At 44.1% G+C, this 25238-nt stretch carries 15 protein-coding genes; 6 read left to right on the forward strand and 9 right to left on the reverse strand.

What is annotated here, in order from left to right; genetic code table 11:
• Window positions 1-47 precede the first annotated feature (47 nt).
• On the reverse strand, window positions 48-464 hold the full coding sequence (locus K0H61_RS09370; protein WP_220048862.1) for a CBS domain-containing protein: 417 nt from the start codon (window positions 462-464) through the stop codon (window positions 48-50).
• Window positions 465-736: 272 nt separating this feature from the next.
• Here K0H61_RS09370 and K0H61_RS09375 point away from each other — a divergent pair, with 272 nt between their 5' ends.
• A complete protein-coding gene (locus tag K0H61_RS09375; protein WP_220048863.1) occupies window positions 737-1093 on the forward strand; it encodes a HopJ type III effector protein in 357 nt (118 codons plus the stop codon).
• 460 nt (window positions 1094-1553) lie between these two features.
• Here K0H61_RS09375 and K0H61_RS09380 read toward each other — a convergent pair whose 3' ends face one another.
• Complete coding sequence (locus K0H61_RS09380) at window positions 1554-2495, reverse strand: hypothetical protein (RefSeq protein WP_220048865.1); 942 nt, start codon at window positions 2493-2495, stop codon at window positions 1554-1556.
• 469 nt (window positions 2496-2964) lie between these two features.
• Between K0H61_RS09380 and K0H61_RS09385 the strand changes: the two genes are divergently transcribed.
• A complete protein-coding gene (locus K0H61_RS09385; protein WP_220048867.1) occupies window positions 2965-4491 on the forward strand; it encodes an EAL domain-containing protein in 1527 nt (508 codons plus the stop codon).
• Between the two features lie 48 nt (window positions 4492-4539).
• On the opposite strand, the gene K0H61_RS09390 is transcribed toward K0H61_RS09385, so the two are convergent.
• From K0H61_RS09390 to K0H61_RS09400, 3 genes are all read right to left on the reverse strand, one after another.
• Window positions 4540-5472: an SMP-30/gluconolactonase/LRE family protein gene (locus K0H61_RS09390; RefSeq protein WP_220048868.1), complete on the reverse strand. Its 933-nt coding sequence runs from the start codon at window positions 5470-5472 to the stop codon at window positions 4540-4542.
• Window positions 5473-5804: 332 nt separating this feature from the next.
• The gene (locus tag K0H61_RS09395) at window positions 5805-6653 is read right to left on the reverse strand and encodes a DMT family transporter (protein WP_220048869.1); all 849 of its coding nucleotides are present in this window, start codon (window positions 6651-6653) and stop codon (window positions 5805-5807) included.
• 105 nt (window positions 6654-6758) lie between these two features.
• Window positions 6759-10100: a LamG-like jellyroll fold domain-containing protein gene (locus K0H61_RS09400; RefSeq protein WP_220048871.1), complete on the reverse strand. Its 3342-nt coding sequence runs from the start codon at window positions 10098-10100 to the stop codon at window positions 6759-6761.
• Window positions 10101-10686: 586 nt separating this feature from the next.
• Here K0H61_RS09400 and K0H61_RS09405 point away from each other — a divergent pair.
• The gene (locus K0H61_RS09405; RefSeq protein WP_220048873.1) at window positions 10687-13476 is read left to right on the forward strand and encodes a TonB-dependent receptor; all 2790 of its coding nucleotides are present in this window, start codon (window positions 10687-10689) and stop codon (window positions 13474-13476) included.
• Between the two features lie 777 nt (window positions 13477-14253).
• On the opposite strand, the gene K0H61_RS09410 is transcribed toward K0H61_RS09405, so the two are convergent.
• Together K0H61_RS09410 and K0H61_RS09415 are read right to left on the reverse strand one after the other, a co-directional pair.
• Window positions 14254-16161 (reverse strand): family 43 glycosylhydrolase, encoded by a 1908-nt coding sequence (locus K0H61_RS09410; RefSeq protein ID WP_220048875.1) that lies wholly within the window; start codon window positions 16159-16161, stop codon window positions 14254-14256.
• Window positions 16162-16163: 2 nt separating this feature from the next.
• Window positions 16164-17231, reverse strand: coding sequence for an arabinan endo-1,5-alpha-L-arabinosidase (locus K0H61_RS09415; RefSeq protein WP_220048876.1), 1068 nt, complete (start codon window positions 17229-17231; stop codon window positions 16164-16166).
• A gap of 209 nt (window positions 17232-17440) precedes the next feature.
• Between K0H61_RS09415 and K0H61_RS09420 the strand changes: the two genes are divergently transcribed.
• The 3 genes from K0H61_RS09420 to K0H61_RS09430 all read left to right on the forward strand — a co-directional run bounded on the left by K0H61_RS09420 (window position 17441) and on the right by K0H61_RS09430 (window position 22497).
• Complete coding sequence (locus tag K0H61_RS09420) at window positions 17441-18844, forward strand: MFS transporter (RefSeq protein WP_220048878.1); 1404 nt, start codon at window positions 17441-17443, stop codon at window positions 18842-18844.
• Window positions 18845-18991: 147 nt separating this feature from the next.
• On the forward strand, window positions 18992-21340 hold the full coding sequence (locus tag K0H61_RS09425) for a glycoside hydrolase family 127 protein (RefSeq protein WP_220048880.1): 2349 nt from the start codon (window positions 18992-18994) through the stop codon (window positions 21338-21340).
• A 455-nt stretch (window positions 21341-21795) separates the two neighbouring features.
• Window positions 21796-22497 (forward strand): SDR family oxidoreductase, encoded by a 702-nt coding sequence (locus K0H61_RS09430; protein WP_220048881.1) that lies wholly within the window; start codon window positions 21796-21798, stop codon window positions 22495-22497.
• A gap of 265 nt (window positions 22498-22762) precedes the next feature.
• On the opposite strand, the gene K0H61_RS09435 is transcribed toward K0H61_RS09430, so the two are convergent.
• Together K0H61_RS09435 and K0H61_RS09440 are read right to left on the reverse strand one after the other, a co-directional pair.
• A complete protein-coding gene (locus K0H61_RS09435; RefSeq protein WP_220048883.1) occupies window positions 22763-23755 on the reverse strand; it encodes a sensor domain-containing diguanylate cyclase in 993 nt (330 codons plus the stop codon).
• 270 nt (window positions 23756-24025) lie between these two features.
• The gene (locus K0H61_RS09440; RefSeq protein WP_220048886.1) at window positions 24026-25027 is read right to left on the reverse strand and encodes a family 43 glycosylhydrolase; all 1002 of its coding nucleotides are present in this window, start codon (window positions 25025-25027) and stop codon (window positions 24026-24028) included.
• Window positions 25028-25238: the final 211 nt, after the last annotated feature.

The raw sequence follows: 25238 nt of genomic DNA on the forward strand, positions 1-25238 counted from the left end.
GAAAACTAGACAAAATAATCCGCCAATGAAAGGCTTAGCTTAAATAGTTAGGCAGGAGCTAAGTAGCATTGTTGCATATAGACATTCATCGCCCGCAGCACATTAGTGCGATTAATGGTGCCGACAACCTTACCATTATCCACTACGGGATAGATTTTGGGCTTAGCGCCGAGCATCTGCTCCGCGAGCTGTAAAATACTGTCATCGGGGGCAACAAACAGCACTTCGCTACGCATACAATCCTTCACCACTGAGGTCATATCGCAGTGATAACTGCTTTTGAGCATTACGGCCAAACAATCTTGTTGGGATAAAAAGCCGACCAGATGACCACTTTCATCCACTACCGCCGCGCCGTTCTTATTGTTTTCTAATAATTTTTCAACCGCTGTCGCCAATGACATATTGGCGCGCAGTAATACCGGTTGTCGGTCCATATGATCACGTATTTTAATTGAATCCATAACAATCTCCCCAAAGGTTCCTGTATTAATCCGCTTACCAACACTAACAGTTATGCTTTGAGTTTAGTCAAAATCCACCATGGGGTAAGTGATTAATATCGATTGAGGTTATCTAGCCTTTAAAACAAGCGCCATAAGCGATTACAGACGATGCATAGCATGCCGTAATAGATGCCTGCAGGCCCCGGAGTAATCGATAAGTGGTTGTAAGATGAGTGTTACTCAACCATAATGCGTCCAAATTTTAGGTCCTTTGCTTAAAGGAGTTTGACATGACCTATCACAATACGGCTGAGTTAATCACTCAGCTCAATCACGCGCCAGAACAAGTCGAATTTAATGACGTTATTGCATTGATTGATTCCACATTCACTTTTACCCCCACCGAATTTACCAATGGCCAAGTGAATAATCCTGCCAATCAAAATAATGGTTCTTGTAAATTACTGTCGCTTGCTCAGTACCTTAAGCTTTCAAAGGAACAGACCTTAGCGTTGTTTGGCAGCTTTTATCGCGTCGATGTTTTACAACATCCAGATGGCACAGATCATGCCAACATCCGCAATTTTATGCTGACAGGTCATGGCGGTGTTAACTTTAAGACTTTCCCTCTAGCATTAAAAGCATAACAATCAGTAATTCAATTGCTTCATTTATCGAATGAAGCTTTTGCTGTTTTAGCATCACTTAATTTATCTGATTTATTATTTTTCATGCGACTGCGCAAAAAACTACCAAGAATAAAGAGGAATGAACGCGCATTTGATCATAAGATTCACTCATCAAAACAATCTAATTAGTTTATAAAATCAATTTTTAGTCAACTTCAACCTTTCAAGCTCGCTAGCACATTAAAATATATAATACTAACAAGAGTTAACTGCACGACACTTCGCTCTGTTATTTGAACGATATCGTGAGCTACCCTTAATATCACATTCCTAGGGATTAAATGCGTTTATAAAAACACGCTTGGTTTTTTACGGATACTGCGACTGATAAAGCCAGAATCTATATGAGATTTACACGTTGAAACATCCGTAGCATTCATCTATTTAAATCAGTCGAAGGAAGCGGCTATCGAAATGACTAATCAGTGACTGAATGTCGGTTTAGATTATTTACTTGCTCAAAGTCTATCTCATTAAAACTATTATAAAATGTGAGCGGAGATCCCATAATACCGTCTAATCTATTTCGATATAAACCATTGTCTCCGCGAATCGTTAATGTTGTACCAAGATAAATAACTTGACGATGAGGGTTGTTTATTCCAGATTTCGTCAAATCGCTGTGTAGTAAACACGCCCCGCCACTTGCCCCCGTATATGAAACAGTACGAATACTAAAATCATATTCTTTAGCACTTTCATCATTAATATGCTTGACGTTTAACACATCGTCGAAGGTAAGGATGTCGCCATTTTTGCCCTTGTGGGTATCAGCGCTAAATCCGGCGGAGATCAATTTATATTCCGGATTGACACTAATAAGAAACTTTACCTGTTCGAACGCTTTATCACCTTGATTCGGCTTGATCACCAATGCAGGTTTAATCGTCATAAAGGGGATTTTCGCTTCAAGGCTTAAGAGTGCACTGTCTTGTTCTAACGATAAATATTCTAAGGTGAGTGGTAATTCAATGGACTCACCGGACTGAGTATTAACCTGCCAGGTAATTTTATGGATAGGGTATTTCTTTAGGGTTTTGGTACTTCCAAAACAATGTCCTGCCGATTTAATCACACGACTCGCCTCCCCAGGCATCGCAGCGATTAAAGTACCCGAACAGCGAAGCAGTTCTGCATCTTTAGTTAATAGGACGTTAATTTTACCGACTGCGTCTAGATAAGCAGGTGATTTTTTTGTCTTTTGCTTTCTTCTATCCATTTTTTTAAGACTGGATAGACTTAGGGTGACAGTGTAACCACTAGCCTCATCGGGCGCGGCAATAAGTACTTTCGAGAGAAGCAACATAGATAGAATGACAAGATACACAATCGCAATACATTGATATTGCAAGTTTCTCATAACGAATACTTCATACTGGTAATGTCCAAAATATCCAGTTAAAGCAAACTATTACGCTCTCCAATCAAAAATGCACGTACGCATATGGAGTGACCAAATGCGACCTCTACAACTTGGCAGGTGTAATAGTCTTTAGAATAATACCTTGAGTATAGCTAGGAAGATAAAAGGAGACTCAATAGTACAAAATTGGATGGAAGAATATGTGTTACAAAATCCTTTACTGTTTAATCATTAATGTTTAAAGAAGGAACGGGCTTTAACTAACCATAATTATTAAGCAATTATCCTAGCTTTCGGCTAAATTCTACTTTAAGCACTAAACTAATCATTCCTTATTTGTAATGTTAATCATTGGTTTATGCTTATCCTTGCATAAAACTTTGCTCTATCAGGTTTGAAGCAGCAAAGGTCAATGCAAATTATGTTATCTCACTCTTATCGCTAATCATTTAGGAGACAAGGACTAATGAATAGTTCAATGCGTAAGACACTGGACATTATTAGCATAGTGTTTTTAAGTGGGATCATTGCACTGGCGGCGTATTGGGGAGGAAGTACCTTTTTTTCATACGACTTTGATAAGCGACTTAAGGAAAGTGCACAACTTGCCCTTAATAATGTCGATAAAATCAACTCTGAGGTGGTTAGAACATTACGCGAACTCAATGAGCAGCCTATAAAAGGCTGCGATGACAGAGCCTTAACCTACCTTCGCAAAAAACTGTTCCTGCTAAAACACGTCAAAGATTTAGGATACCTTGAAGGCGATAAGCTCATTTGCAGTACTGGCCTAGGAACGGTTATTCCGCCATTAATTGAAACCAATCCCGATTTTGTCGGCCCAGAAAAAGCAGAGGTGTGGATCAACAGTTCACTTGTGCTTTTTCAAAATGAAGTCTCTGCCATAATTGTCCGTTCAGGTAATTATAATGCCGTACTATCACAGGACTTTCTTGCTGATTTAGTCTCATTGGATACTGACTGGGAATTTATTTTTAAATTTGAAGCTCAACAGAAACATATAAAAGGTACAGAAGGTTTGTATCAGTCAATAATTCAACATGCCTCCGAAGTAGCTCAAAACCATAATGCCAGTATTTGTAGTGATAAGATCCCCTATTGTGTCGCCATTACTGCATCACCTAGCTTTTTCTTCAAGCAATACCATGCATCCCTTGTGGGGTGCATTGCCTTGGCCATTCTTGTGTTCTTTATCTGTTATCTCCTCTTTAGCTCGATGCTCGAACGCTATCGTTCAGTGGAATCAAGAGTACTACGAGGCCTTAAAAATGGTTCATTTTACTGCCTATATCAGCCGGTTGTGGAACTAGAAACCAAAAAAATCATTGGCTGCGAAGTATTAGCTAGATTTAAGGATAAGGATGGCGAACTTTATCCCGATTTGTTTATTCCACTCATCGTAGGGCTAAAAAAAACTTGGCCCTTTACCAAAAGCATGATCAAACGCTGCCAAGTTGACTTACAACAATTCGAATCAAATGCAGAAAAATTCAAAGTGAATCTCAATTTTTTCCCACAGGACATTGACTCGGGCATCATTATGGAACTGGTAAAAGATCAATTATTGGTGAATGATCAATTTCAATTCGTGGTAGAGATTATTGAAAACGAACAATTGACCAACAGTAAGAGTAAGCAAGTATTACAAGATTTAGTTAACGCTGGTTTTCAAATTGCGATTGATGATTTTGGCACAGGTTATTCAAATCTTCGCCAGTTGAAAAAATACAATTGCCATATTCTTAAAATCGATCGTTCCTTCGTGAACGAAATGGAAGATGGCAGTATACGCTCTACCCTTATTCCCCATATCATTGATATCGCAGCCCAAGTGGATGTGTGTGTAGTTGCCGAAGGTATTGAAAATACACAGCAACATCAAGCATTACGTGAATTAGGGGTGCCTTATGGCCAAGGTTATATGTTTGGTCGCCCCATGAGCATTGACAGGTTGCAAGGCATGCTGCTCTAAGCAAAGCGCTCGAGCTTAAAGGACTAACAACAAACACCCAAGGGGAAATTAGCTTAAGATGTCAGCATTGGCATACAGGTTTGCATTGATTTGACAATAAAGACTACCAAGTCCATGGATATGTTCAAGTTGGAAAATAAACACATTTCCCGCTTCTGGCTCATCGGCTAATTGTTCCACCGTGAGCGCATGTTTAGCACTGGTAATAATCAGTAAATCCAGATCTCGGCCACCAAAGGCAACACTCGTTGGATTAGTTACTGGTAATCTGAGGGTTAAATCCACACTACCATCCGCTCGGTAACGCACCACCTGCCCTCCGCCCCAATGGGCATTCCACACGCATCCATGGGCGTCCACTTCAGCGCCGTCAGGGAAAAAGGACTCTGGCGTTGTCGCAAATACCCGCTTATTGCTGACCTTTCCTGTTAACGTATTAAAATCATATTGAAATAAAGTATGTGATGGCGAGTCTGCGTGGTACATGGTCTTTCCATCGGGACTCCAACACAGTCCATTGGAAATCTGCAATTGACTAATGTGTTGCTGGCAGTGACCTTCAATATCAATACTATAAAGTGCTGCACTTTGAGATGAAGACTGACGCACTTCAACCATAGTGCCCGCCCAAAATCGACCCTGCCTATCCGTTCTTCCATCATTAAATCGGTTACCCGCTAAATGCGCCTCTGGTTTAGCAAGCCATTTAATACTTTTATGTTTCAGATGATAACGAGCAATACCAATATCAAAGGCAACAATTAACTCGTTAGGGTCTATGGTCAAGCCAAAGGACCCGACTCTGTGCGGCATCGGGAATGATGTTAAGGTTTTGCTAGGTAAATGAAACTGGTAAATAACTGCTGACAATATATCGGTCCACCAAATGGATTCGCGTGCCCCATCCCATTGGACACCTTCACCTAACTGATTGGCCACAGGTATGGTCATTAAAAGTTTGCCAACGGTTACCGACTGCATTATGTTATCCAGTTTCCAGCGCCTTAAATTAACAAAGTCTTATTCTTAAACAACCCATGGGATGAAGCAAGGCACTAGGTCAAGATAAATGTATAGCTTTGTATCACAAAGTATCTTTTTTGCTGAATTAACCAGCACTTGATGCGCTGTAAAAACGAGAATAACTACAGATTAATAACATTTTAATCTGCAATTAAGGGAAATAATGTTGCGACTTTCAGACAGTTTTCAAAAATACGAAATTAGCTTACAACAAAAGCTGTTATTAATTGAGACTCATCCCGTGGTTAAGCTAACGCTAATCAAATTAATCTCAGCGATAAAATTTTTTATTATTTTGAATTAATTGTATCTTTTTTGAGCACCACTAATGTAATTCCCCCTAAAATCGCTAAGGATGAAAGCAATAGCCTCAAACTAAAAGACTCGCCGAGAAAGAGTACGCCAGCAACAGCTGTGATTAACGGAACACTTAACTGCACTGTGGCGGCAACACTTGAAGATAAAGAAGGCAGTACGTTATACCAAATGGCATAACCGACACCGGAGGCCAACGCCCCTGACAAAATGGCATACACGATGCCGTTGCCACTCACAGATAACGGGTTAGACAGCACAAACAGTAGCAGCAGACTCAATGGAATGGTTCGAATAAAATTCCCTGCACTACTTTGTATTGGGTGTTTAGCCCCTTTCCCTCGAATCGAATAAATCCCCCAGGAAATACCTGCAACTATCATCAAAAATGCACTGAATAAAGGCGGTGCACTCAGCCCTGGCAACAACAAAAATACCAACCCAAGGGCCGCAAAAACTAACCCAGCCCATTGAAATTGATTGAATTTTTCTTTGTTATATAGCCCGTGACCTATCATGGTCGCTTGCACAGCAGCGAACAGTAACAATGCACCCATAGAGGCCGTCATATGGATATAAGCGTAAGAAAACCCCGCCGCATAGCTGAATAACGCCAGGGCTGAGCCCCATTGGCCACTCACTTTAACCTTGTGATCTTTCATAGATAACAGCGAAAGCATCAGCGCGCCTGAGATCAAACGAATAGCAGTAAAACTACTGGCATCGATACTGCCATCCTTAAGCGCTAATCGGCATAGAATCGAATTACAGGCAAAGGCCAACATGGTCAATGAAGTCAGTAAAAACAAACGCAATGATGTCATTTATTTTCTCAATAGTAACAACGCATCTAACCCAGTCTAATCGTCAATTTCAGGCAAAAAAAAGCACCCTCACGGGTGCTTTCAGTATAGGAGAATTAACTCAGCTTATTGATTAGATTCATCAAATAAACCAGTTACGTCTTCCTGAGTAATGGCTTCGTCGTAGAACTTGATTTCATCGATCGCACCTTTGAAAGGTACGTCCCAGAAGTTCACGCCGACGGCAAATTGAGTCTTAGCCACAGAGAAAATGTTCGGGAAGTTTGCACCGCTGAACTTAAGCTCACCGTTGATATAAACCTTCACATCACCACTGTTAACAGTGTAAGCCAAGTGAGTCCAAGTTTGTTTTGGCATCACATAACCGGTTCTACCGTCGTACCAAGCTGTACCTGACCACAGTACCACTTTCTCGTAGTCATTCTGACCACCAGGTAATACGCTGGTCCAGCTTGAATCAGTCGCATAACCAAACAGCGCAGTAGTATAAGTATTGAGCTGTTCTGGGTTTAACCACATTGACACTGAGTAGGTGTAATCTTTGATCAGGTTGTTAGGTAACACAACACCAGACGAACCGTTGAACACCGCGGCTTTACCCACTGCGCCATCAACGTAAGTGATTTCACCACCTGCAACGCCAATTAAGTTACCCACGACAGTACCTGCACCGAAGTTAGCCGTACTATCAGCTAGGTTTTCTTCAAAGCTGTATACCGCTACTGGTGATGGAGGTGCCTTAGATTTCACGGTCGCAGTAAAGACTTTAGTTTGAGTCTCACTGCCCAGTTTTAATGTTGCCGTTAAGGTCACAACCTTATCGGTATCATCACGTCCTGGTTGAGTAACGCCACCCTTAGTATCGATAACGGTTGGATCCGATGATTCCCATGAAATTGCAGAAGCATAAGGACCAGTAACAGGTAACTTAATGTCTTCACGAACCGCGGTTAAATCACCTAGGTCAAGGATTGACGTTGCCGATGACAACAGCTCACTATCAGGTAACTTATCGATATCTAACGCTTTAACTTCATCAACGGTCAAAGCCGCTTCGTAAATTTTCAGCTCGTCGATTAAACCGTTGTATGGCAGATCCCAATAGTTTACACCTAGGCCAAACACACCTTGCGCACCGGTGAAGTAGTTGCTTAAGTTACCGCTGCTGAATTTCTCAACACCGTTAATGAACACTTTAACCAGACCATTGTTCACGGAGAAAGCTAAGTGAGACCATGTGTTTTCACCGATACGCTCACCGGTTACACCATCAAACCAAGCAGTACCATTACTCCAGAACATGGTATTACCGTCCCAACCCTGTGGTAGCAAGCTAATCCAGGTGTTAGAGACTTTTGAACCATCCTCGTTGGTGACTTCATTCACCGCACCGAAGAATGCAGTGGTAAATCCAGTGATCACCGATGGATTAGCCCAGAACGAAACCGTGTACTCATAGCTTGAAATCAGACCCGATGGCAGTAACACACCATGCGCACCATCTAATGACAGCGCTTGGCCAGCATAACCCGCAGTGAAATCAACCGCATCGGTGGTCGTTTTGAACAGTCTATCGCCCGTTGCTTGGCCTTCAGCGAATAATCCTAAGGTATCCTTAAGATCATTTTCAAAGCTAAACTGCGCAATACGGTTATAGGTCTTACGAGCGAAAACAGTTACTTGGAATGTTTTCGTTACTTTCTTACCGTCTACCATGATAGTAGCCGTTAAGGTAACAACCTTATCGCCTTCGCCCACGTTTGGACGCACGATAGTACCGTCAGTCGCAATGATTGACTCATCACTTGAAGCCCACGAAATGGTAGAACCACGGGTACCTTCAGTTGGTAAGGTGATAAAGGCTTCAGTCGCTTCTGTTGGTAAAGAAATGGCTTCGCTAGTCGCGTTGAGAATTTCTTGAGTTGTCTTGTCAGTTAATTTAACGCCCCAAACACTCAAGCCATCATTTGAAATTGCGCTGAAGGTTGGCATTAATTGATCTTGCTCAGGATCCCACTGCCATGACAGCACGCCTTCAAACGTACCCAAATCATCTAAGAACAGGGTAATTTGATTCTCGTCTGTTTGCTCGTAAGTCCCTGTTACATCGCCTGTTACAGTACCTTTGTTAGTCCAAGTACGAGACAGCTTAATGTGAACTGACTTATGGGCTTCAGTGTTGATGTCCTTAGCGTGGTTGATAAATTGGTAATCACCCACTACGTCGATTTCGTCGACGATGTTCGCGCCATCAATTTTGGCGTAACGCTGTGGCGAAGCGACTAACCAACCATCGCTATTAAGGAACATCTCATGCACGCGAACACTGTGGCCTTCGCCGGTGTTCGGGAAGCGCGTGTGGAATACTAAGAAATATTTACCGGCTTCTGCATCGTAGTAAACCGAGTTATGACCTGGAGATAAGTAACCATGTGCACTGCCAGTATCACCTGGGTGAGTCACAAATTGGAAACCACCCATCAGCTTAACGCCATAGTCGGCAATGTTAGCTGCTGTAGTTGCGCCAATCATGTCATTGCCCGCTGCATCAACATAGGGGCCATTTGGCGTTTTAGAACGTGAAATACGGATGTTGTAACCATCGTTTTGGGCAAAGCCACCAAACGAAGTAAACATATAATAGTATTCAGATTCTGGGCTATAGATTACGTAAGAACCTTCGATGGCACTGTAGTTACCACCCATGATTTTGGTGCCGTAACCTTGACCTTCTAATGGTAAACCCGTCGTTGGGTCTAACTGCATAACCCAAATACCACCAGAGTATGAACCGTAGGTCATCCACAGACCGCCGTCCTTATCGTTAAAGACAGCGGGATCGATTGCGTTAGGATCGGTAAAACCATTGTAGTTCTGGCCATTTACCCCAGGATTTTCAGCACCGACTTGACCTGATTTTAAGATCAAACCTTGGTTGACATAAGGACCAAGAATAGTGTCAGCTGTTGCCATACCTAAATATGAACGTGATACACACGCATCAACATCAGGGCCTGCACAGAAGTCATAATAAAAGTGATATTTACCGTCAGCTAATTTCTTAACATCCGGCGCCCATGAGCCAACGAAACCACCCGTCCAGGCAGTACCTTCAGCAATTTCAGTCTCATAGGTGTCAAACAAGCTGCTTGAAGCGACACCATCATTTTCGACCTGTACCCAATTCATTAAGTCAGTTGACTTGGCAACCGCTAGATGAGAACCAAATACGTAATAAGTACCATCAGTGTCTTTAACGATTGAGGGGTCATGGACCACTGCGTTTTGATAGCTCACCTCACCTGCGATTGTAGGGTCCGCTGATGTGACTGGAGCCGGAGGTGTAAAGGTATTTGTGTCGTTAGCACTGTAGCTGCTGTCATCCCCACCACAGGAAGCAAGTGCCATTATTAAGCTTGCGGACACGAATGAGCGTTTAAGCACCATGAGCGTCGTTCCTTTTATTGTTGTGTTTAATATTTTGGTTTGTCGTGTATTAAATGTATTAACCATATAAGTAATACAATACTACTGTAACACCAAACGTAACATTAGCATTCTGATTAAAGAAGTAAATATCTTGTAAAAGGATTTTCATCGGAAATGTGAGCAAGTTGACGTAAAGGTCAATGCAAAATGATGAGATATCAACCAACTACTCTGCTATAGCCAAACATTAAAAACGCTAAAAAACTTTCAGTTTTCTCATTTAATTACAGAAAGATATTGGGTTAGCCAAAAATTAACCTTGTTTTAATTAAATGTGACTTAGCTTTACCTTCACGTGAATCCACAAGTTGACACAATAATAGTCATACAATATGATTTTAACAGTTCTGATATATTGTTAACTCTGTATGCTTAATAAGTCGAAACGCGTCAATAAGATGCAGAGTGAGCTATAAGATTCTTAACTTTTCAGGGACACTGTTGGGGAAGTCCGTGACTCTGAAGTGGAATAAAAAAGACCGGGACGTCAGATGGTGTCTTAGGCTAACCGGGTCAAATAATAAACTACCGGAGATGAAACTCGATGTTTAAACAGACTTATTTGGCAAGTGCTATTTTTTTAGCTCTCGCTGGTCAAACTACCTTTGCGGCAGAGAATGATGTAAATCAAGAGGGACAAGTTGAAGTAACTAAAGCTTCAGCCCCGCAAGATGAAGAGATGGAAATCATCCAAGTTACGGGTATCCGTGGAAGTTTAAACAAAGCTGTAGAACTAAAACGCCAAAATATCCAAGTAGTAGATGCTATCGTAGCCGAAGATATTGGTAAGTTCCCTGATAACAACGTTGTTGAAGCGCTGCAACGTGTAACAGGTATTCAAGTTACTGACCGCGCGTCAGGTGAAGTTAACACTGTTAGTATCCGTGGTTTAACCGACGTGACTACCACAGTTAACGGACGTCAAATTTTTACTGCAACTGGCCGCTCAGTTGCGATTGCTGATATTCCAGCTGCCCTACTGGGTAGTGTTGAAGTCTTTAAAACTCGCTCTTCCTCTCAAGTTGGCAGTGGTATTGCGGGTCAAATCGATATTCGCACCCACAAGCCGTTCGACTTTGAAGGCAGTAAAGCGACTATTGCAGCCAAGGGTATTTACTCTGATCAACCGGATCAAATCGATCCAAACTTCAGTGCGCTGTTAAGTGACCGTTGGGATACCAGCATCGGTGATGTGGGTGCCATGGTTAACGTTTCGTACATTCGTACAAACTATAATGACCAAAGTGTAGCGCCAGGTGCAGGCTTCCCTTATTTTGTTGAAGACGGTTCTCGTATCACCAGCGGTTGGAACCAAGGTAGTACCCATGGTATTGATACTACTGCTGGCGCAACAATTGACGGTAAAGAATATCTAATTGGCCGTGACGCGATGTTCGGTAACATGCTTGAAGGTGAGCGTGAGCGCCCTGCATTTAACATTTCACTCCAATGGGCGCCGAACGAAAAATCTGAATATACCTTCGAAGCCTTCTATAACGGTTATCGCAACGAAAGTTTCAACTCTATGCTTTTCAGCAACGTTGACTCATCAGCTAACTGGTTACAAGTTCTTGATGATGGTATTGAACTTTACGATGGCACCAACGTAATCAAATCTCGTACCGTTTATAATGCCGATAATTTTACCAGTGGTGACCATGCTACAGGTAGCACTGACAGTTTCGTTTACGCATTAGGCGGTAAATGGGCTCTGACCGACGATTTCCAATTAAAATCTGAAGTGGTTTACCAACAAAGTACCTTCGAATCTGACTTTACTGCAATGCGCGGTATCGCAACCGTATATGGCGTTTCGATTGATAATAATGATAAAGATGGAATTCCATCTTGGACTTACTTAGATAACCCTGATACTGCACTGGACGAGTCAGATCTGACCAACCCAGCCCTATGGCAAACTGCAGACTTCTACGATAACGCCGGTAAAGACGATGGCGATTCGATTCAATGGACATTAGATGGTGACATGTATGTTGATTTCAGCATTTTCACCAAATTAAAATTTGGAACCCGTTTCGAGCAACGTGGTGCAACAAGCTCGAGTCGTACTGCAAACGCTGTAAAAAATATTGGTTTAGAAGACCTAGACCCATCAATGTATTTAGTGACTTCTGGCTTTTTCGAAGGTCGTGCTAATGTTCCCGATTCATGGGCTGTGATTAACGGTTACAACCTATATAACAACCGTAAGGAATTTGAAGCATTATGGGGCTTTACTGAAGAAGACCTAACCATGCTAAAAACCTTCGACATTACAGAAAAAGCCTGGGCGGGTTATGCCATGGCGGACTTTGATACCGAACTGTTTGGTAAACGTTTAGACGGTCAGTTAGGTGTACGCTATGAAGGCACAAAAGCCGACATGACTTTCTACGATAATGATGCTACTGATGAATCTGGCAACAGCTTTATTGATATTAGTCATGCAGACACATCAACGTCAAAACTATTACCTAGTTTAGTCATGCGTTATGCATTAACGGATGATCTGGTAGCACGTTTCGCGTATACCGAGACAATTCGTCAACCAAACTTTGCTGACCTAAACTCATTTACCTACTACATGCCTCCCGTCACAAATACTGACGGCCAAGCAAATGGTGGTAACCCTGACTTAGATCCTGTGACCTCTAAGAACATCGATTTAACCTTAGAATACTATTTCGGTGAAGGTAACTCGATTTACGGTACCTACTTTACCCGTGATATCGAAGGTTTAGTATATGGTTCTTTAACAAGAACTATGTACGATAGTGATGGTGATGGCGTGGAAGAACCATTTATTCTTAGTCGTCCAGGTAACACCTCCAATGGTAAATTATCAGGCGTTGAATTAGGTGCTGTTTACTTCCCTGAAGATCTGCCTGAAATGTTAGACGGTTTAGGTACTCAAGTAAGTGCGACACTTCTGGACTCTTCGCAAGATATTCCAGAGTTTGACAGTGCAACTGGCGCCAAAATTGGCTACTCAACTCGTGAAATGTTTGGTGTATCGGATGAGTCCTACAGTGCGGTACTGATTTACGAAAAAGAAGATTTCGGTGCCCGTATGTCGTACACATGGCGCAGTAAGTTCTTGAACTCTTACGACCCAGCGTTATTTGCCACTCCACGTGGTATTTACCGTAAGCCAGAGCAATCATTAGACTTCCAGATGAACTACAACATCAACGATGACTTGATGATCAGCTTCGATGCGACTAACTTGTTAGATGACGTGTACCAAGAATACTATGAAGATTCTGTACTCTTTAACCGTACTAACAGTATCTACACCCGTACCTTCTCATTAGGTGTTCGTTACTCATTCTAAGTCGTTTAACGACTTAAACTGATAATTCTAAAAAGCTAATCTTCGGATTAGCTTTTTTATTTTTCATTGTAATTACTTTGCATCACCATTAATTAGTTTATTAGCAAACGCCCTTACCCCGTAATCGCTTTACCGATTAATCACAAAACTCGCGATTGACTGTATGGTGAACGTCACTATTTAGCGCTTTAGAACCGTAAAAATTTGAATGCCCAATTTAAGTACCCCAGTTAAACTGTTTAGTCCAAATCCCCTTAATCGCTACGGCGCTTAACTTAAATCATGGCCAAAATAGTACATAACTGCAGTCTTTTATTTTTTGGCTCTATAGCGATAGTTTTAAGCTAAGCCTTTATCATACCCTCTTACCCCACAACAGCCTTGGAACCTCAAAAGGCTTTCTAGATACAATTCCTTCCCACCGCATCATTTTTAATGCGTTCCTTACGTCCACGGTATTTAATAGCGTTCTGCATTGAAAAGTTCGATGCTATACATTTGCTTAAGGGGTTAGCCGTACGTTACGAAGAAGCATTCAGTCTGAATCCTATAAGGCAAAATGAATCTAATTTTTCACTACGAGTAACTTAGTACGGGGATAGAGATCAGGACTACAACGCTATTTGGGATGGGTCATTAAGCTTAAAAAAGTAAAAAAAAGCCGTAACTGCATACACAGTTACGGCTCAGGCGCCGAGCAATTAGGGCTCAACAAAGATGCCGTTAAGCGACCTCAACTTAAACGACATTACAAGCACCGTTTACCCACAACAGGGCCTATTTCACCTCTCTGAAATAGAACTGTTGCGAAATGGTATTCTTCCACACATCCTCAACGATGTTGTCGCCATTAGCATAAGAGCCGTTGACCACTTTCATTGAAGAACCGCCCTTACGGGACACAACGCGCAGCGAGCCATTTGGCATTAATTCGTTGCGAAACTCACTGTCCATCTCGTTACAGCCACCAAGCTGCAGATTGCCTTCATTGGTCACAAGACACTGAGGCACTGATTTGCTTGATAATTGCATCGATTGTAGGCGGTAAAAACCGTCGGATGTCGGTTTGGCTTGCCATTGCTGACAGGCATCACCCGTATATTCAAATTGCGCTACGTTGACATTAGCCTTCGTCTTACATTGCTCGGCAGTGGCTACGCGGCCACTGTGGGCGTTAACAATAGCGAACTTAGACACAGGCTCTAAACGCCAATCGGTACACTCGCTGACGCGGTTTTCACCGGCAACCACTTCGCTACCCGACTTCTTGCTACAGCTCTTCAATTGAAGATTGTTAATCGAGCGATCGTTAGCGAAACGGAACCACCCTTCGCGGGTTGAATCCACAGACCAACGTTGGCAACGTGATGCCACCCAAGGTGATGTACTCAGTGCTGAGGATGATTCATCCTGACACTGGGCTTGAGTTAAGAATGTGCCCTGTGCAGCACTCGCAAAACGGTAGAGTCCATCGTTACTAGGATCGATCACCCATTGGCTATTTTCATCGTCACACTTACCGACACTCACCTCGCCCTTCGCATTGGTCACTAAGCATTGGTCGACTTCACGGCTAACGATGCGATATTTAACGCCTTCCACCTTAGTGGTCATTGGGCCGAATTCGCCGCTTGGCACTGGCAATTGTTTTTTATCCGCCATTGGCTCACCAAATTTCGGTAACCCTTTGTCATCCCAAGTGAAAGGCTGCGCACGCGCTGAACGGGTACCGCTACAGCCGTCCGATGCCGATGAATTACCGTGGTAGATTAACCAGTCCTCTTTGCCATCGGGTGACTTAAAGAAGCCATGGTGGCCTGGGCCATAAACGCCGTTAGCTTTGCTGAAAAACGGCTTGTCGAATTTAGTCCATGCAGCAGGATCCATAGGATCATCGCCTGTCAGCTCTACCACAGCTAAGGAGTAATCTTCGGTGTTACAGAAACTTGCCGAGTGAACCAGGAAGGTTCTACCGTCACGTTGAATAATTTCAGGGCCTTCGTTCACGTTGAGTCCCGATTTTTCCCAATCGTGGATCGGTTTAGTGATCACCTTGTGTTCACCCACCAGCGTCCATGGGTTTTCCATTTTCGCAATCAGGTTAACTTGATCTTTACCGTGCCATTCAGACCAGAGGAAATATAGCTGGCCCTTGTGCTCTAGGTAGCTGCCGTCAATGTTCCAGTGATCCGGCATCGGGGTGCCCTTAAACTTGTAAGGCCCCATGGGATCGCTGCCTTCGCTCTCCAAAATGTGGTTACGTTGACCATCGAAGTTCTCTTCAACGCCCGAGGTATAAATCACATACCAGCGTAAACCCTCTGCCGTTTGCAGCGGATGGAACTCAAACGCCCAGAAGTTACAGCAGTTGGATTTATCGGCACCGGTCCAAATATTGTGGGCTGGCGCATCGGCAAGACCGGCAATGGTTGGCGACTTGCGCATCACTAATTCCGACGTCCAGGTGGTGGTCGTCAGATAATAGTTACCGTTATGGTATTCAAGCCAAGGATCGGCACCATTGCGAAATAACGGGTTAGCAAAGGTGTCAGCGGTAATGCGGTTATTTTTCACACTGCCATCCACGCTTGGCGCTGCCATTGCACTGCCTGCCCCCAAGCAGGTCGCGCCAAGTCCCAATGCAAGGGACATCGCAGCCATCAACTTATTAATAGAATGTGTCATTATTATTTTTTTCCTACTGGTTCAACTAATACACTTTGGTATGTATCAAGCGCCTTAGGATCGACCACAGGCCAACCTTGGCGCCACGTGAGTTCCGCCATCTTGAGTTTTTGCAAGCCGTTGTCCGAGGATTCATAGGCATGGAACACAAGGTAGTCTTTGCCGTCGAAGTCATAAACGCTGTTATGCCCAAGACCTGGCCACGCCTTAGTGCCCTTTAGTAGGATTGAACCCCCGCCCTGCGCCATGTCTTTTCCTTCTTTATCAAGGTAAGGTCCAGTGACCTCTTTTGCACGGCCAACGGCTAAGTGATAGGTACTGTCATCGCCACGGCAACATAAGCCGTAGGAAACAAATAGGTAGTAATAGTCATCTTTCTTGTAGATAAATGGCGCTTCAATCTCCCCAGGTCCAGGCTCAGTTTCAGCCAGTAATGCAGGACGTTCTAATTTTGCCAGAGTGTGCCACTCTTCTGGCTGAGCAATAGAGATGAAATCGGGGTTGAGTTTGACCAGTTTTAGCCCCTGCCAGAAGGAACCAAAGCTCATCCAAGGCGTGCCCTTTTCATCGACAATGATATTTGGGTCAATGGCATTCCAAGCATCACGGTTGGGTACCGATTGCAGCAGGATGCCTTTGTCTGTCCACTGGTAATCTTTTGAGGTTTTATCTAGCGTTTTGTTAACCGTCACACCAATAGCGGAGGTATTTTTGCCGAAGGCGGAGACTGAGTAATAAAGGTAGAAGAGACCATCGTGCTCGATTATATCCGGCGCCCATAAATGGCCGTTAAAACCAGGTGCCACATCTCTTGCCCACGTTGGCTCGGTATCGAACACGCGGCCTGCTAATTCCCAATGGATTTTGTCTTTTGAAGCGTAATAAGTAATGCCAGGACCGGTACTGAAGAGATAATATTGCCCCTTTTCCTTTGCCATTACAGGGTCGTGAATATCGACCTGTCTGGCCGTCACCTGGCTTGTTGCACCAACAAGGCCAAACAGTGCGACGCTAAGCCATGTTAATTGACGAGTAAGGCGTGTTTTTGAGGGCGTAGGCAGAGAAGGCATCAATACTCCTTAATGATTCAAAATACCGTTTATTAATGGAACTTTTATGCTATTGTATGATGAATTGGATTATCATACTATCAAGAAAACTAAGTAACAATCCAATGCGAGAAAATTAACAGCGCGAAATGAGTTAGAATAGCGTGATGTTAACTACGCTATCGAAAACATAACTCGCTGTTTAATAAAAAATATAATAAGGATTCCTGATGAGTTCTCACAAATTATCAGTCATTGAAAAAATCGGTTACGGTTCCGGGGACATGGCCGTTAACGTCGTAATTTCTTCAATGATGTTAATCATAACCTTCTTCTACACCGACATTTTTGGCCTGAAACCCGCCGACGTCGGGATATTATTCCTACTGGTGCGTTTGATTGATGCGATTACCGACCCGTTAATGGGTATCATCAACGATAAAGTCACCACCCGCTGGGGCAGATACAGACCCTATTTCCTAATCATGGCCATTCCCTTTGGCATTTCAGTCTTCTTAACTTTTTCAACCCCTGATTGGGATTACAACGCCAAACTGATTTGGGCCTATTCGACCTATATTCTGGTGACCATTATTTTCACCACGGTGACCATTCCTTACATTTCCATCATTAGTGTCATCACCGATTGCCCTAAAGAGCGTCTGTCGGCCAACGGTTACCGGTTATTCTTCGCTAAAATTGCCGCCTTCCTAGTGACTATTATCGTACCTATTCTGGCATCGGCTTGGGGCGGTGAGAACATTGCCGCGGGTTACCAAAAGGCCATGGGTGTGATGGCGCTGATGGCGACCCTGTTATTCCTGTTCTGCTTCTTTACCACTAAAGAACGTGTTGCCTATAAAGTTGAGACTAAACCTATTGGCATGCAATTACGTTTACTGTTTAAAAACGATCAATGGTTAATCCTAACCGCCATCTGCGTTATCGGCACCATTGGTTATGTTATCCGTGGTTCGGTGGCCGCTTATTATGCGACTTATTACCTGGGCGGCAATGCCAAGATGCTGTCGGCATTTCTCTCAACTGGTGTAGGCGCGGCTATTTTAGCCATGGTGGCATCGACTTGGATCACTAAGCGGTACTGCAAACTTAAGCTATTCCGCTACAGCCAAATCGCTGTGGGTATTTTAAGTGTCATCATGTTCTTCGCCGTTCAACCTGGCGACATTATGCTGGCCTTTGTACTCTACTTCGCCATTTCATTCGTAGTGGATTTACATGCGCCTATCTTCTGGTCTGTGATTTCAGAATCTGTGGATTATGGCACAGTGAAAACTGGCCACCGCGTATCGGGTCTGGCCTTTGGCGGCATTTCATTCGCGCAAAAAGCAGGCATGGGCGCGGCAGGTTTTGTGGTCGGTATGTTACTCACCTACTTCAACTATCAACCAGGTGAAACCCAAACTGCATTCGCACTGACCGGTATTTCGTTAATGCTGACCATCATCCCTGGTGCCTTCCACGCCCTGATGGGATTACTGATGTTCAAATACAAGATTTCTGACCGCGTTTACGAAGAAATCAAACAGTCATTGCCAGACCAAGAGCACCACAATGAGTCGTCTTCACGTCATAACCTGAAGTCATCAGACGTCGCTCAGGCATCAGCATAGTTAATTCGTTTACGCTCTTTACTCACTGAATAAGCGTCACAAAGCCCCTTGCGAGGGGCTTTTTTATAGAAAGGTTTTATACGTTTGGCGATGACGCTGTACGCCGCTCTGCTCATTAAAAACAAAGACAAAATCAAGGGAGCTAACATGAGAACCGCCCTATTGCTTGGCCTTTGCCTCGCCACTCCATTGGCCTTTGCCAATATAACCCCCATCCCCTTAAATGATGTGCGCCTCACCAATGGTCCCTTTCTGCACGCGCAGCAAACGGACTTAAGCTACATCATGTCGATGGACCCCGAGCGTCTACTTGCCCCCTATCGTAAAGAAGCGGGAATCGCGACGGATGCCGAAAATTACCCTAACTGGGAAAATACCGGCCTTGACGGTCATATTGGCGGCCACTATCTGTCAGCATTAGCATTGATGTACGCCTCAACGGGTGATAAGGCCGTGCTCGAACGCCTCAACTATATGGTTGAAGAACTAAATAAATGTCAGCAGGCCCACGGTAATGGTTATCTTGGCGGCGTGCCCAATGGTGCCAAGCTGTGGCAACAAATCCAGCAAGGTAAAATCGAAGCCGATCTCTTTACCCTCAACCAAGCTTGGGTGCCTTGGTACAATGTTCACAAGGTATTTGCCGGCCTAAGGGATGCCTATCTTTACAGTCAAAACCCAACCGCGAAGAAAATGTTAATTAAGTTTGCCGACTGGATGCTGCACTTAAGCAAAGGGCTAAGCGATGAGCAGCTGCAACTCATGCTACGCACCGAATACGGCGGCTTAAATGAAACCCTAGCGGATGTCTTTGCTATCACTGGGCAGAATAAATACCTAAGCCTTGCAAAACGCTATACGGATCAGAGCCTGCTACAACCGCTACTGCAGCATCAAGATAAACTCACCGGCCTTCATGCAAACACCCAAATCCCCAAAATTGTGGGAGTGGCACGCATTGCTGAGCTAAGTAACAACAAAGACTGGTTAGACAGTGCCGATTACTTCTGGCAGCAGGTCGTGCAGCAACGCACAGTATCGATTGGCGGTAACAGTGTGCGCGAGCATTTTCACCCCAGTGAAGATTTCAGCAGTATGCTCGACTCGGTGGAAGGCCCTGAGACCTGTAACACCTACAATATGCTGAAACTCTCAAAGCTACTGTATGAAAAAAAACGTGATTTAAGCTATATCGACTACTACGAGCGCGCGCTCTACAACCATATTCTTTCATCCCAGCATCCGCAAACAGGCGGTCTGGTGTATTTCACCCCGATGCGCCCAGATCATTACCGCGTCTATTCAAATGCGCAGCAAAGCATGTGGTGCTGCGTGGGTTCAGGGATTGAAAACCATGCCAAATACGGCGAACTGATTTATGCAGAGGAAAACAATAATCTCTATGTAAATCTGTTTGTGGATTCAGAAGTGAATTGGAAGGCAAAGGGTATCACCCTCACCCAAAAAACCCTGTTCCCCGATACCAACAGCGCTGAGATGACCATCAATAAGGAGGCTGACTTTACCTTAAACCTGCGCTACCCAAGCTGGGCTAAGGGGGATGTCACCGTCACCATTAATGGTGAAAAACAAAATATCACCGCGACTCAGGGACAATACATTCCATTAAAACGCCATTGGCAAAAAGGCGATGCAGTAACCATCACACTGCCGATGGAAATCAGCATTGAGCAAATCCCCGACAAGAGCGCTTATTATTCGGTGCTCTACGGCCCAATCGTGCTTGCGGCTAAAACCCAACCGATTGCTAATGAGACGCTCAATTTTATTGGCGATGATAGCCGTATGGGACACATTGCCAGCGGGCCAATGTGCGAACCCACCCAGGCACCAGTCTTTATTAGCGATGGCACTAGCTTCTTAAAAGACATTCGCCGCATTCCTGTTAGTCAGTTGCAATTTACCACGGGTAAAGCTTCCACCAATCAGGCAAAGCCCATAGAGCTTATCCCGTTCTTTCGTCTGCATGATAGCCGCTACACCCTGTATTTTGGCCAAAGCGCACCCAATGAATGGCAACAAAAACAACAGGCGTTAGCTCTAAAGGCACAGCAAGAAGCCAAGATAGCGGCTCAGACCTTAGATTTAGTGACACCAGGTGAGCAGCAACCCGAATCGGATCATTTCTTTAAGGCATCAAAAAGTGAAGCAGGCCTTAATGGCATCCGCCACTGGCGCCACGCCCACGATTGGTTCAGCTATCAACTGAATGCCAAGGGTGTACAAAATCCGGTGCTGCAACTGACTTATTTTGGTCTCGATGCGGGTCGCCATTTCGATATCTTGATCAATGAAAAACGCCTTGCTGAAGTCAGTTTAGCGGAAGGAAAAGGTCCTGTTTTTTATACCCTTGACTACCCTATTCCTGCAGAACTGCTAGCAGATCCGGCAGTGTCCTTTACCGTCAAATTTGTCGCTAAACCCGGCTCCATTGCCGGGGGCTTATACGGGGTAAGATTACTAAGGCCTGAGTAAGGTTATTAAATGCCAGTTAATAGCCGCTAAATTCGGCTATTGACTGGCTATCACATTCTCTAGCTATACGCTTTGTATCCCACTAACCCCATTCCTATCACCTCATTCCTATCACTTTAGCGTGCTAAATCGTCACACCATCACGTCACGTCATGGGCGAAGCGCAAAAAGACCTACGTCTTAGTAAGCAATATCGAGAACTTTTCCCAAGGCAAAAACATGGCTTAGCGAGTACTTGCATTGATTAGCGTATGGCACTGATTTAATGATTGCGGCTTTGTTATCACTTTTTGGTAGCAAACCATGCCATGTAAAAGCGGAAAATACCGGACTTACTGCACATACTTTAACGATAAAAACAGCGAGACCGACACCGCCCTGAATCATGTAAGAGCCGAATCCATCGAGTCATACAGATAATCTGCGGTAATCATTGACGACATAAGGTATTTGACATGGACATTAGAAATTCAGTTGCACTAGTGACAGGGGCGAATCGCGGTATCGGGCTTGCGTTTACCCAAGCGTTACTCAAGCGAGGCGCTAAAAAGGTCTACGCAGCGGTACGTGATCCATCAAGGGTAAACCTTGCAAATGTTTATCCAATTCCATTGGATGTCACCCATGTTGACCAAGTGAATCAAGCGGCTGCACAGGCCTTAGATGCCACCTTAATCATTAATAATGCGGGGATTGCTCAACCGGGGGGATTTCTCCTTGAGGACAGTGTAGAAGTTTCACGGCGCATTTTCGAAACCAATTTTTATGGTGTGCTGCACATGTGTAAAGCCTTTGCTCCCATCCTAAAACAAAATGGGGGGGGTGCCATCATCAACGTATTATCCGTCGCCTCTTGGGTCAATGACGGCAATCTTGCGGCCTATGCCGCGAGTAAATCAGCGGCATGGTCGCTAACCAATTCTCTGCGACATGAGTTGTCTGCACAGGGAACTCAGGTGCTTGCGCTACATATGGGCTATGTTGATACGGATTTAACCCGCGATTTCGATATACCTAAAAGCAGTTCGACGGACATTGTCACCCGTGCACTCAATGGGCTAGAGGCCAATCTCGATGAAGTGTTAGCCGACGATATTACCCAATATGTTAAGCAAGGACTTAACACAGAAAATCCAGTGTATTTGCCACAAAAATGACATTAATTCAGAGAGCTAAATACTGACAGCACAAAGTTCTACAACATTTTAGGGATCTTTACAGGGATAATTGGACAATAATGGCCACTTCTCAACGCAGTTATGTACTAAATTAGGCAGCTTAGCTAACTCATTAAAGCCTTATACAACTTATTCATCTAGCACTAATCAGCCAATTAAAAGGGTGAACAAATTGAATTTGATCACCCTTTTACATGTTTGGGGCTGTATCACAGTTAGCATTTATTGCATGTTTCAATCGAAGCTACTTCATTTTGGCTGCATAACGAGCGCGTTTTACGCTATACATTCGCTTGTCGGCAAGATCGAGTAAATGATCAATTTCAATTCCCTCCGCTGGGGTAATTGAAAAACCGATACTCGCTTTTAGTTGCACGGGATTAGATTCGAACAACAAGGGCAGCAACAATTCGGCTTGCAATCGAGTCACTAAATCATCAATGTCCTGGTTCTGCTTAATTGGAGAGATAATACCGAATTCATCGCCCCCTAAACGCGCAATCAGATCCTTATCGGTCGTGACAAGACGCATCCGATTGGCAAACTCCTGAATCGCCGCATCACCTACCCTGTGCCCCAGATTGTCATTAATTTGTTTGAGTCCATCCATATCGCAAATCACAATGGCTATGGACTGATTAATTGCTTGTTTTTGAGTTAACGTGCTGCGTAATCTGTCCATAAAGAAGGCTTTATTCGCAAGCCCTGTTAATCCATCCTGAGTCGCCTTGATAAACAGTGCATCCCGATCATAACGCTCGGACAGGAACATAATCGCCGCCACCATTTCGGTTATCATATTAAGGAGTTGCAGCTCTGGTTCGCTAAACTTATTCACCCGAGTAGACATGGCCTTAAGCACGCCCACTGTCGTGCCTAAATGTTTCAGCGGCACCACCAACATAGAACGCAGACCAATTTGCCGACAGGCATTGATGTCAACCCTAGGGTCTATCTCACTATCCGCACAGGTTAATACCTCCCCGGTACTCACACAGCGGCCAGATAGACTGGAATCCATTTTTAACCGTAAACCCAATTTATCTTCGGCAATCCCCGAAGCGGCGCGATAAACCATATCGCCCTTTTCGGCTAATTCAATCACGGCGCCATCGGCATCAATCAGGGGTAATACCTGCTCGACAGTAAATTGCATCACCGCACCTAAATCTAAGCCTAATTTGGCCAATTCCGTTTGAATGTTGATAACTTGGAGTAACTTCTCATTCGATGGCATGGTTAAAAGTCCATTTTAAACAATAGGCAAATGTCAAAGTTGTCGCGGCTAACAATGCGGACTAGCAGGGTGTGAAGTCATTGATACACAACTGAATATCGCGACAAATTAGCTTTAAATCTAGCAGGATATGGAGGGGTTTGCATTGTACTTTGCGTTTTACGCGCAAGGCTTAAACAAAAAAACGGTCTCCTGATAGAGACCGTTTTTTAATTGGTGATACTTAACGGTTACAGAAGCTAGTAGTCAAAGCCCACTGTGAACATGTAATTAATACAGCTCAAACAGAGGTCGACCTTCAGCATCGAATTTCACTTCCAACATACGGGCATGACGATTGGGATCGTATAGCGGATCGGCAACGATGGCCTCCAGCGGACGGGTGTCGGTTTTGGGTACTACTGCTGGGTCGCCTACCGCATGCTCGTAGTCGCGGGCATGGTAGACACAGATTGGCGTCACACCATCTTCTGCCACCGTAAAGCTATTATGACCAGGACCGAAGATTTTCTTCTCAACATCGGTGCCAAGTACAGGCTGACGGGTTTTCTTCCACGAGTTGCGATCTAACAGATCGGCATTCTCATCGGCTTCCATATAACCCATGCAATAGCAGGCGCCTGTGGCACTTGCCGAGAAGGTAATGAAGATTTTGCCGTTGTTTTTGATCACCGCCGGACCTTCGTTGACCCAAAAGTCGACACGTTCCCAATCGTAATCGGGCGTGGTCAGCATAAACTGGGTGGTTTTCAGCTTGATAGGTGATTCCATCTCCGCCAAATACAGGTTAGATGCGGCGAACTGGCCACCGGTTTTTTCTGCCCAGCAGAAATAACGTTTGCCGTTACTCTCGAAAATGGTCGCATCTAAAGAGAAATCGATAAAGGATTTCATATCGCCGTCGGCGGCCTGCATCATACCCAACTCAATCCATTCATCATTTAATGGATCTTGGCCTTGGCACTCAAGCACATAAGGACGCAAAGCCCAAATGTTTTCTTCTTCACTGGCGGCAAAGTAGATATACCATTTGCCATCGAGGTAATGGATTTCCGGCGCCCACACATGGCGGCTCATTGGGCCACTTTCATGTTTAAACCACACATCGAATGTCTGGGCATCTTTTAAACCGTCTAAGGTTTTTGATTTACGCAGTTCGATACGGTCATAGGTCGGTACAGAGCCGGTAAAGTAGTAATAGCCATCGGTGTGTTTGTACACGAAGGGATCGGCACGTTGCTCAACTAAAGGGCTGTTTGTTGCAGTCGTCATCGTTCAACCTGATTGTTATTGGTGATTGTTATTGGCATTAGGCTAATTGTATTACAAATAAAATCACACTCAAAGCAGAAGCTTAAGCCAATGCATGAGTTGCTGAGCAATTAGCCTCCCTGTTTTAACGCCGTGCCATTTATGGCATTAAAACCACGATAAAATTGCCTTAGTTAATAAAAAGGCAGCGACCCTAATAGTTGCTGCCTCT

The organism is Shewanella acanthi (assembly GCF_019457475.1).
In the GTDB taxonomy this organism is placed as follows: Bacteria; Pseudomonadota; Gammaproteobacteria; order Enterobacterales; family Shewanellaceae; genus Shewanella; species Shewanella acanthi.

What these genes read in the sequence shown, in the direction of transcription:
- K0H61_RS09425 (WP_220048880.1), top strand. Translation starts at nt 18,992, where the DNA reads ATGAGAACCGCCCTATTGCTTGGCCTTTGCCTCGCCACTCCATTGGCC.
- K0H61_RS09390 (WP_220048868.1), bottom strand. Translation starts at nt 5,472, where the DNA reads ATGCAGTCGGTAACCGTTGGCAAACTTTTAATGACCATACCTGTGGCC.
- K0H61_RS09420 (WP_220048878.1), top strand. Translation starts at nt 17,441, where the DNA reads ATGAGTTCTCACAAATTATCAGTCATTGAAAAAATCGGTTACGGTTCC.
- K0H61_RS09440 (WP_220048886.1), bottom strand. Translation starts at nt 25,027, where the DNA reads ATGACGACTGCAACAAACAGCCCTTTAGTTGAGCAACGTGCCGATCCC.
- K0H61_RS09385 (WP_220048867.1), top strand. Translation starts at nt 2,965, where the DNA reads ATGAATAGTTCAATGCGTAAGACACTGGACATTATTAGCATAGTGTTT.
- K0H61_RS09375 (WP_220048863.1), top strand. Translation starts at nt 737, where the DNA reads ATGACCTATCACAATACGGCTGAGTTAATCACTCAGCTCAATCACGCG.
- K0H61_RS09410 (WP_220048875.1), bottom strand. Translation starts at nt 16,161, where the DNA reads ATGACACATTCTATTAATAAGTTGATGGCTGCGATGTCCCTTGCATTG.
- K0H61_RS09430 (WP_220048881.1), top strand. Translation starts at nt 21,796, where the DNA reads ATGGACATTAGAAATTCAGTTGCACTAGTGACAGGGGCGAATCGCGGT.
- K0H61_RS09370 (WP_220048862.1), bottom strand. Translation starts at nt 464, where the DNA reads ATGGATTCAATTAAAATACGTGATCATATGGACCGACAACCGGTATTA.
- K0H61_RS09380 (WP_220048865.1), bottom strand. Translation starts at nt 2,495, where the DNA reads ATGAGAAACTTGCAATATCAATGTATTGCGATTGTGTATCTTGTCATT.
- K0H61_RS09400 (WP_220048871.1), bottom strand. Translation starts at nt 10,100, where the DNA reads ATGGTGCTTAAACGCTCATTCGTGTCCGCAAGCTTAATAATGGCACTT.
- K0H61_RS09415 (WP_220048876.1), bottom strand. Translation starts at nt 17,231, where the DNA reads ATGCCTTCTCTGCCTACGCCCTCAAAAACACGCCTTACTCGTCAATTA.
- K0H61_RS09395 (WP_220048869.1), bottom strand. Translation starts at nt 6,653, where the DNA reads ATGACATCATTGCGTTTGTTTTTACTGACTTCATTGACCATGTTGGCC.
- K0H61_RS09405 (WP_220048873.1), top strand. Translation starts at nt 10,687, where the DNA reads ATGTTTAAACAGACTTATTTGGCAAGTGCTATTTTTTTAGCTCTCGCT.
- K0H61_RS09435 (WP_220048883.1), bottom strand. Translation starts at nt 23,755, where the DNA reads ATGCCATCGAATGAGAAGTTACTCCAAGTTATCAACATTCAAACGGAA.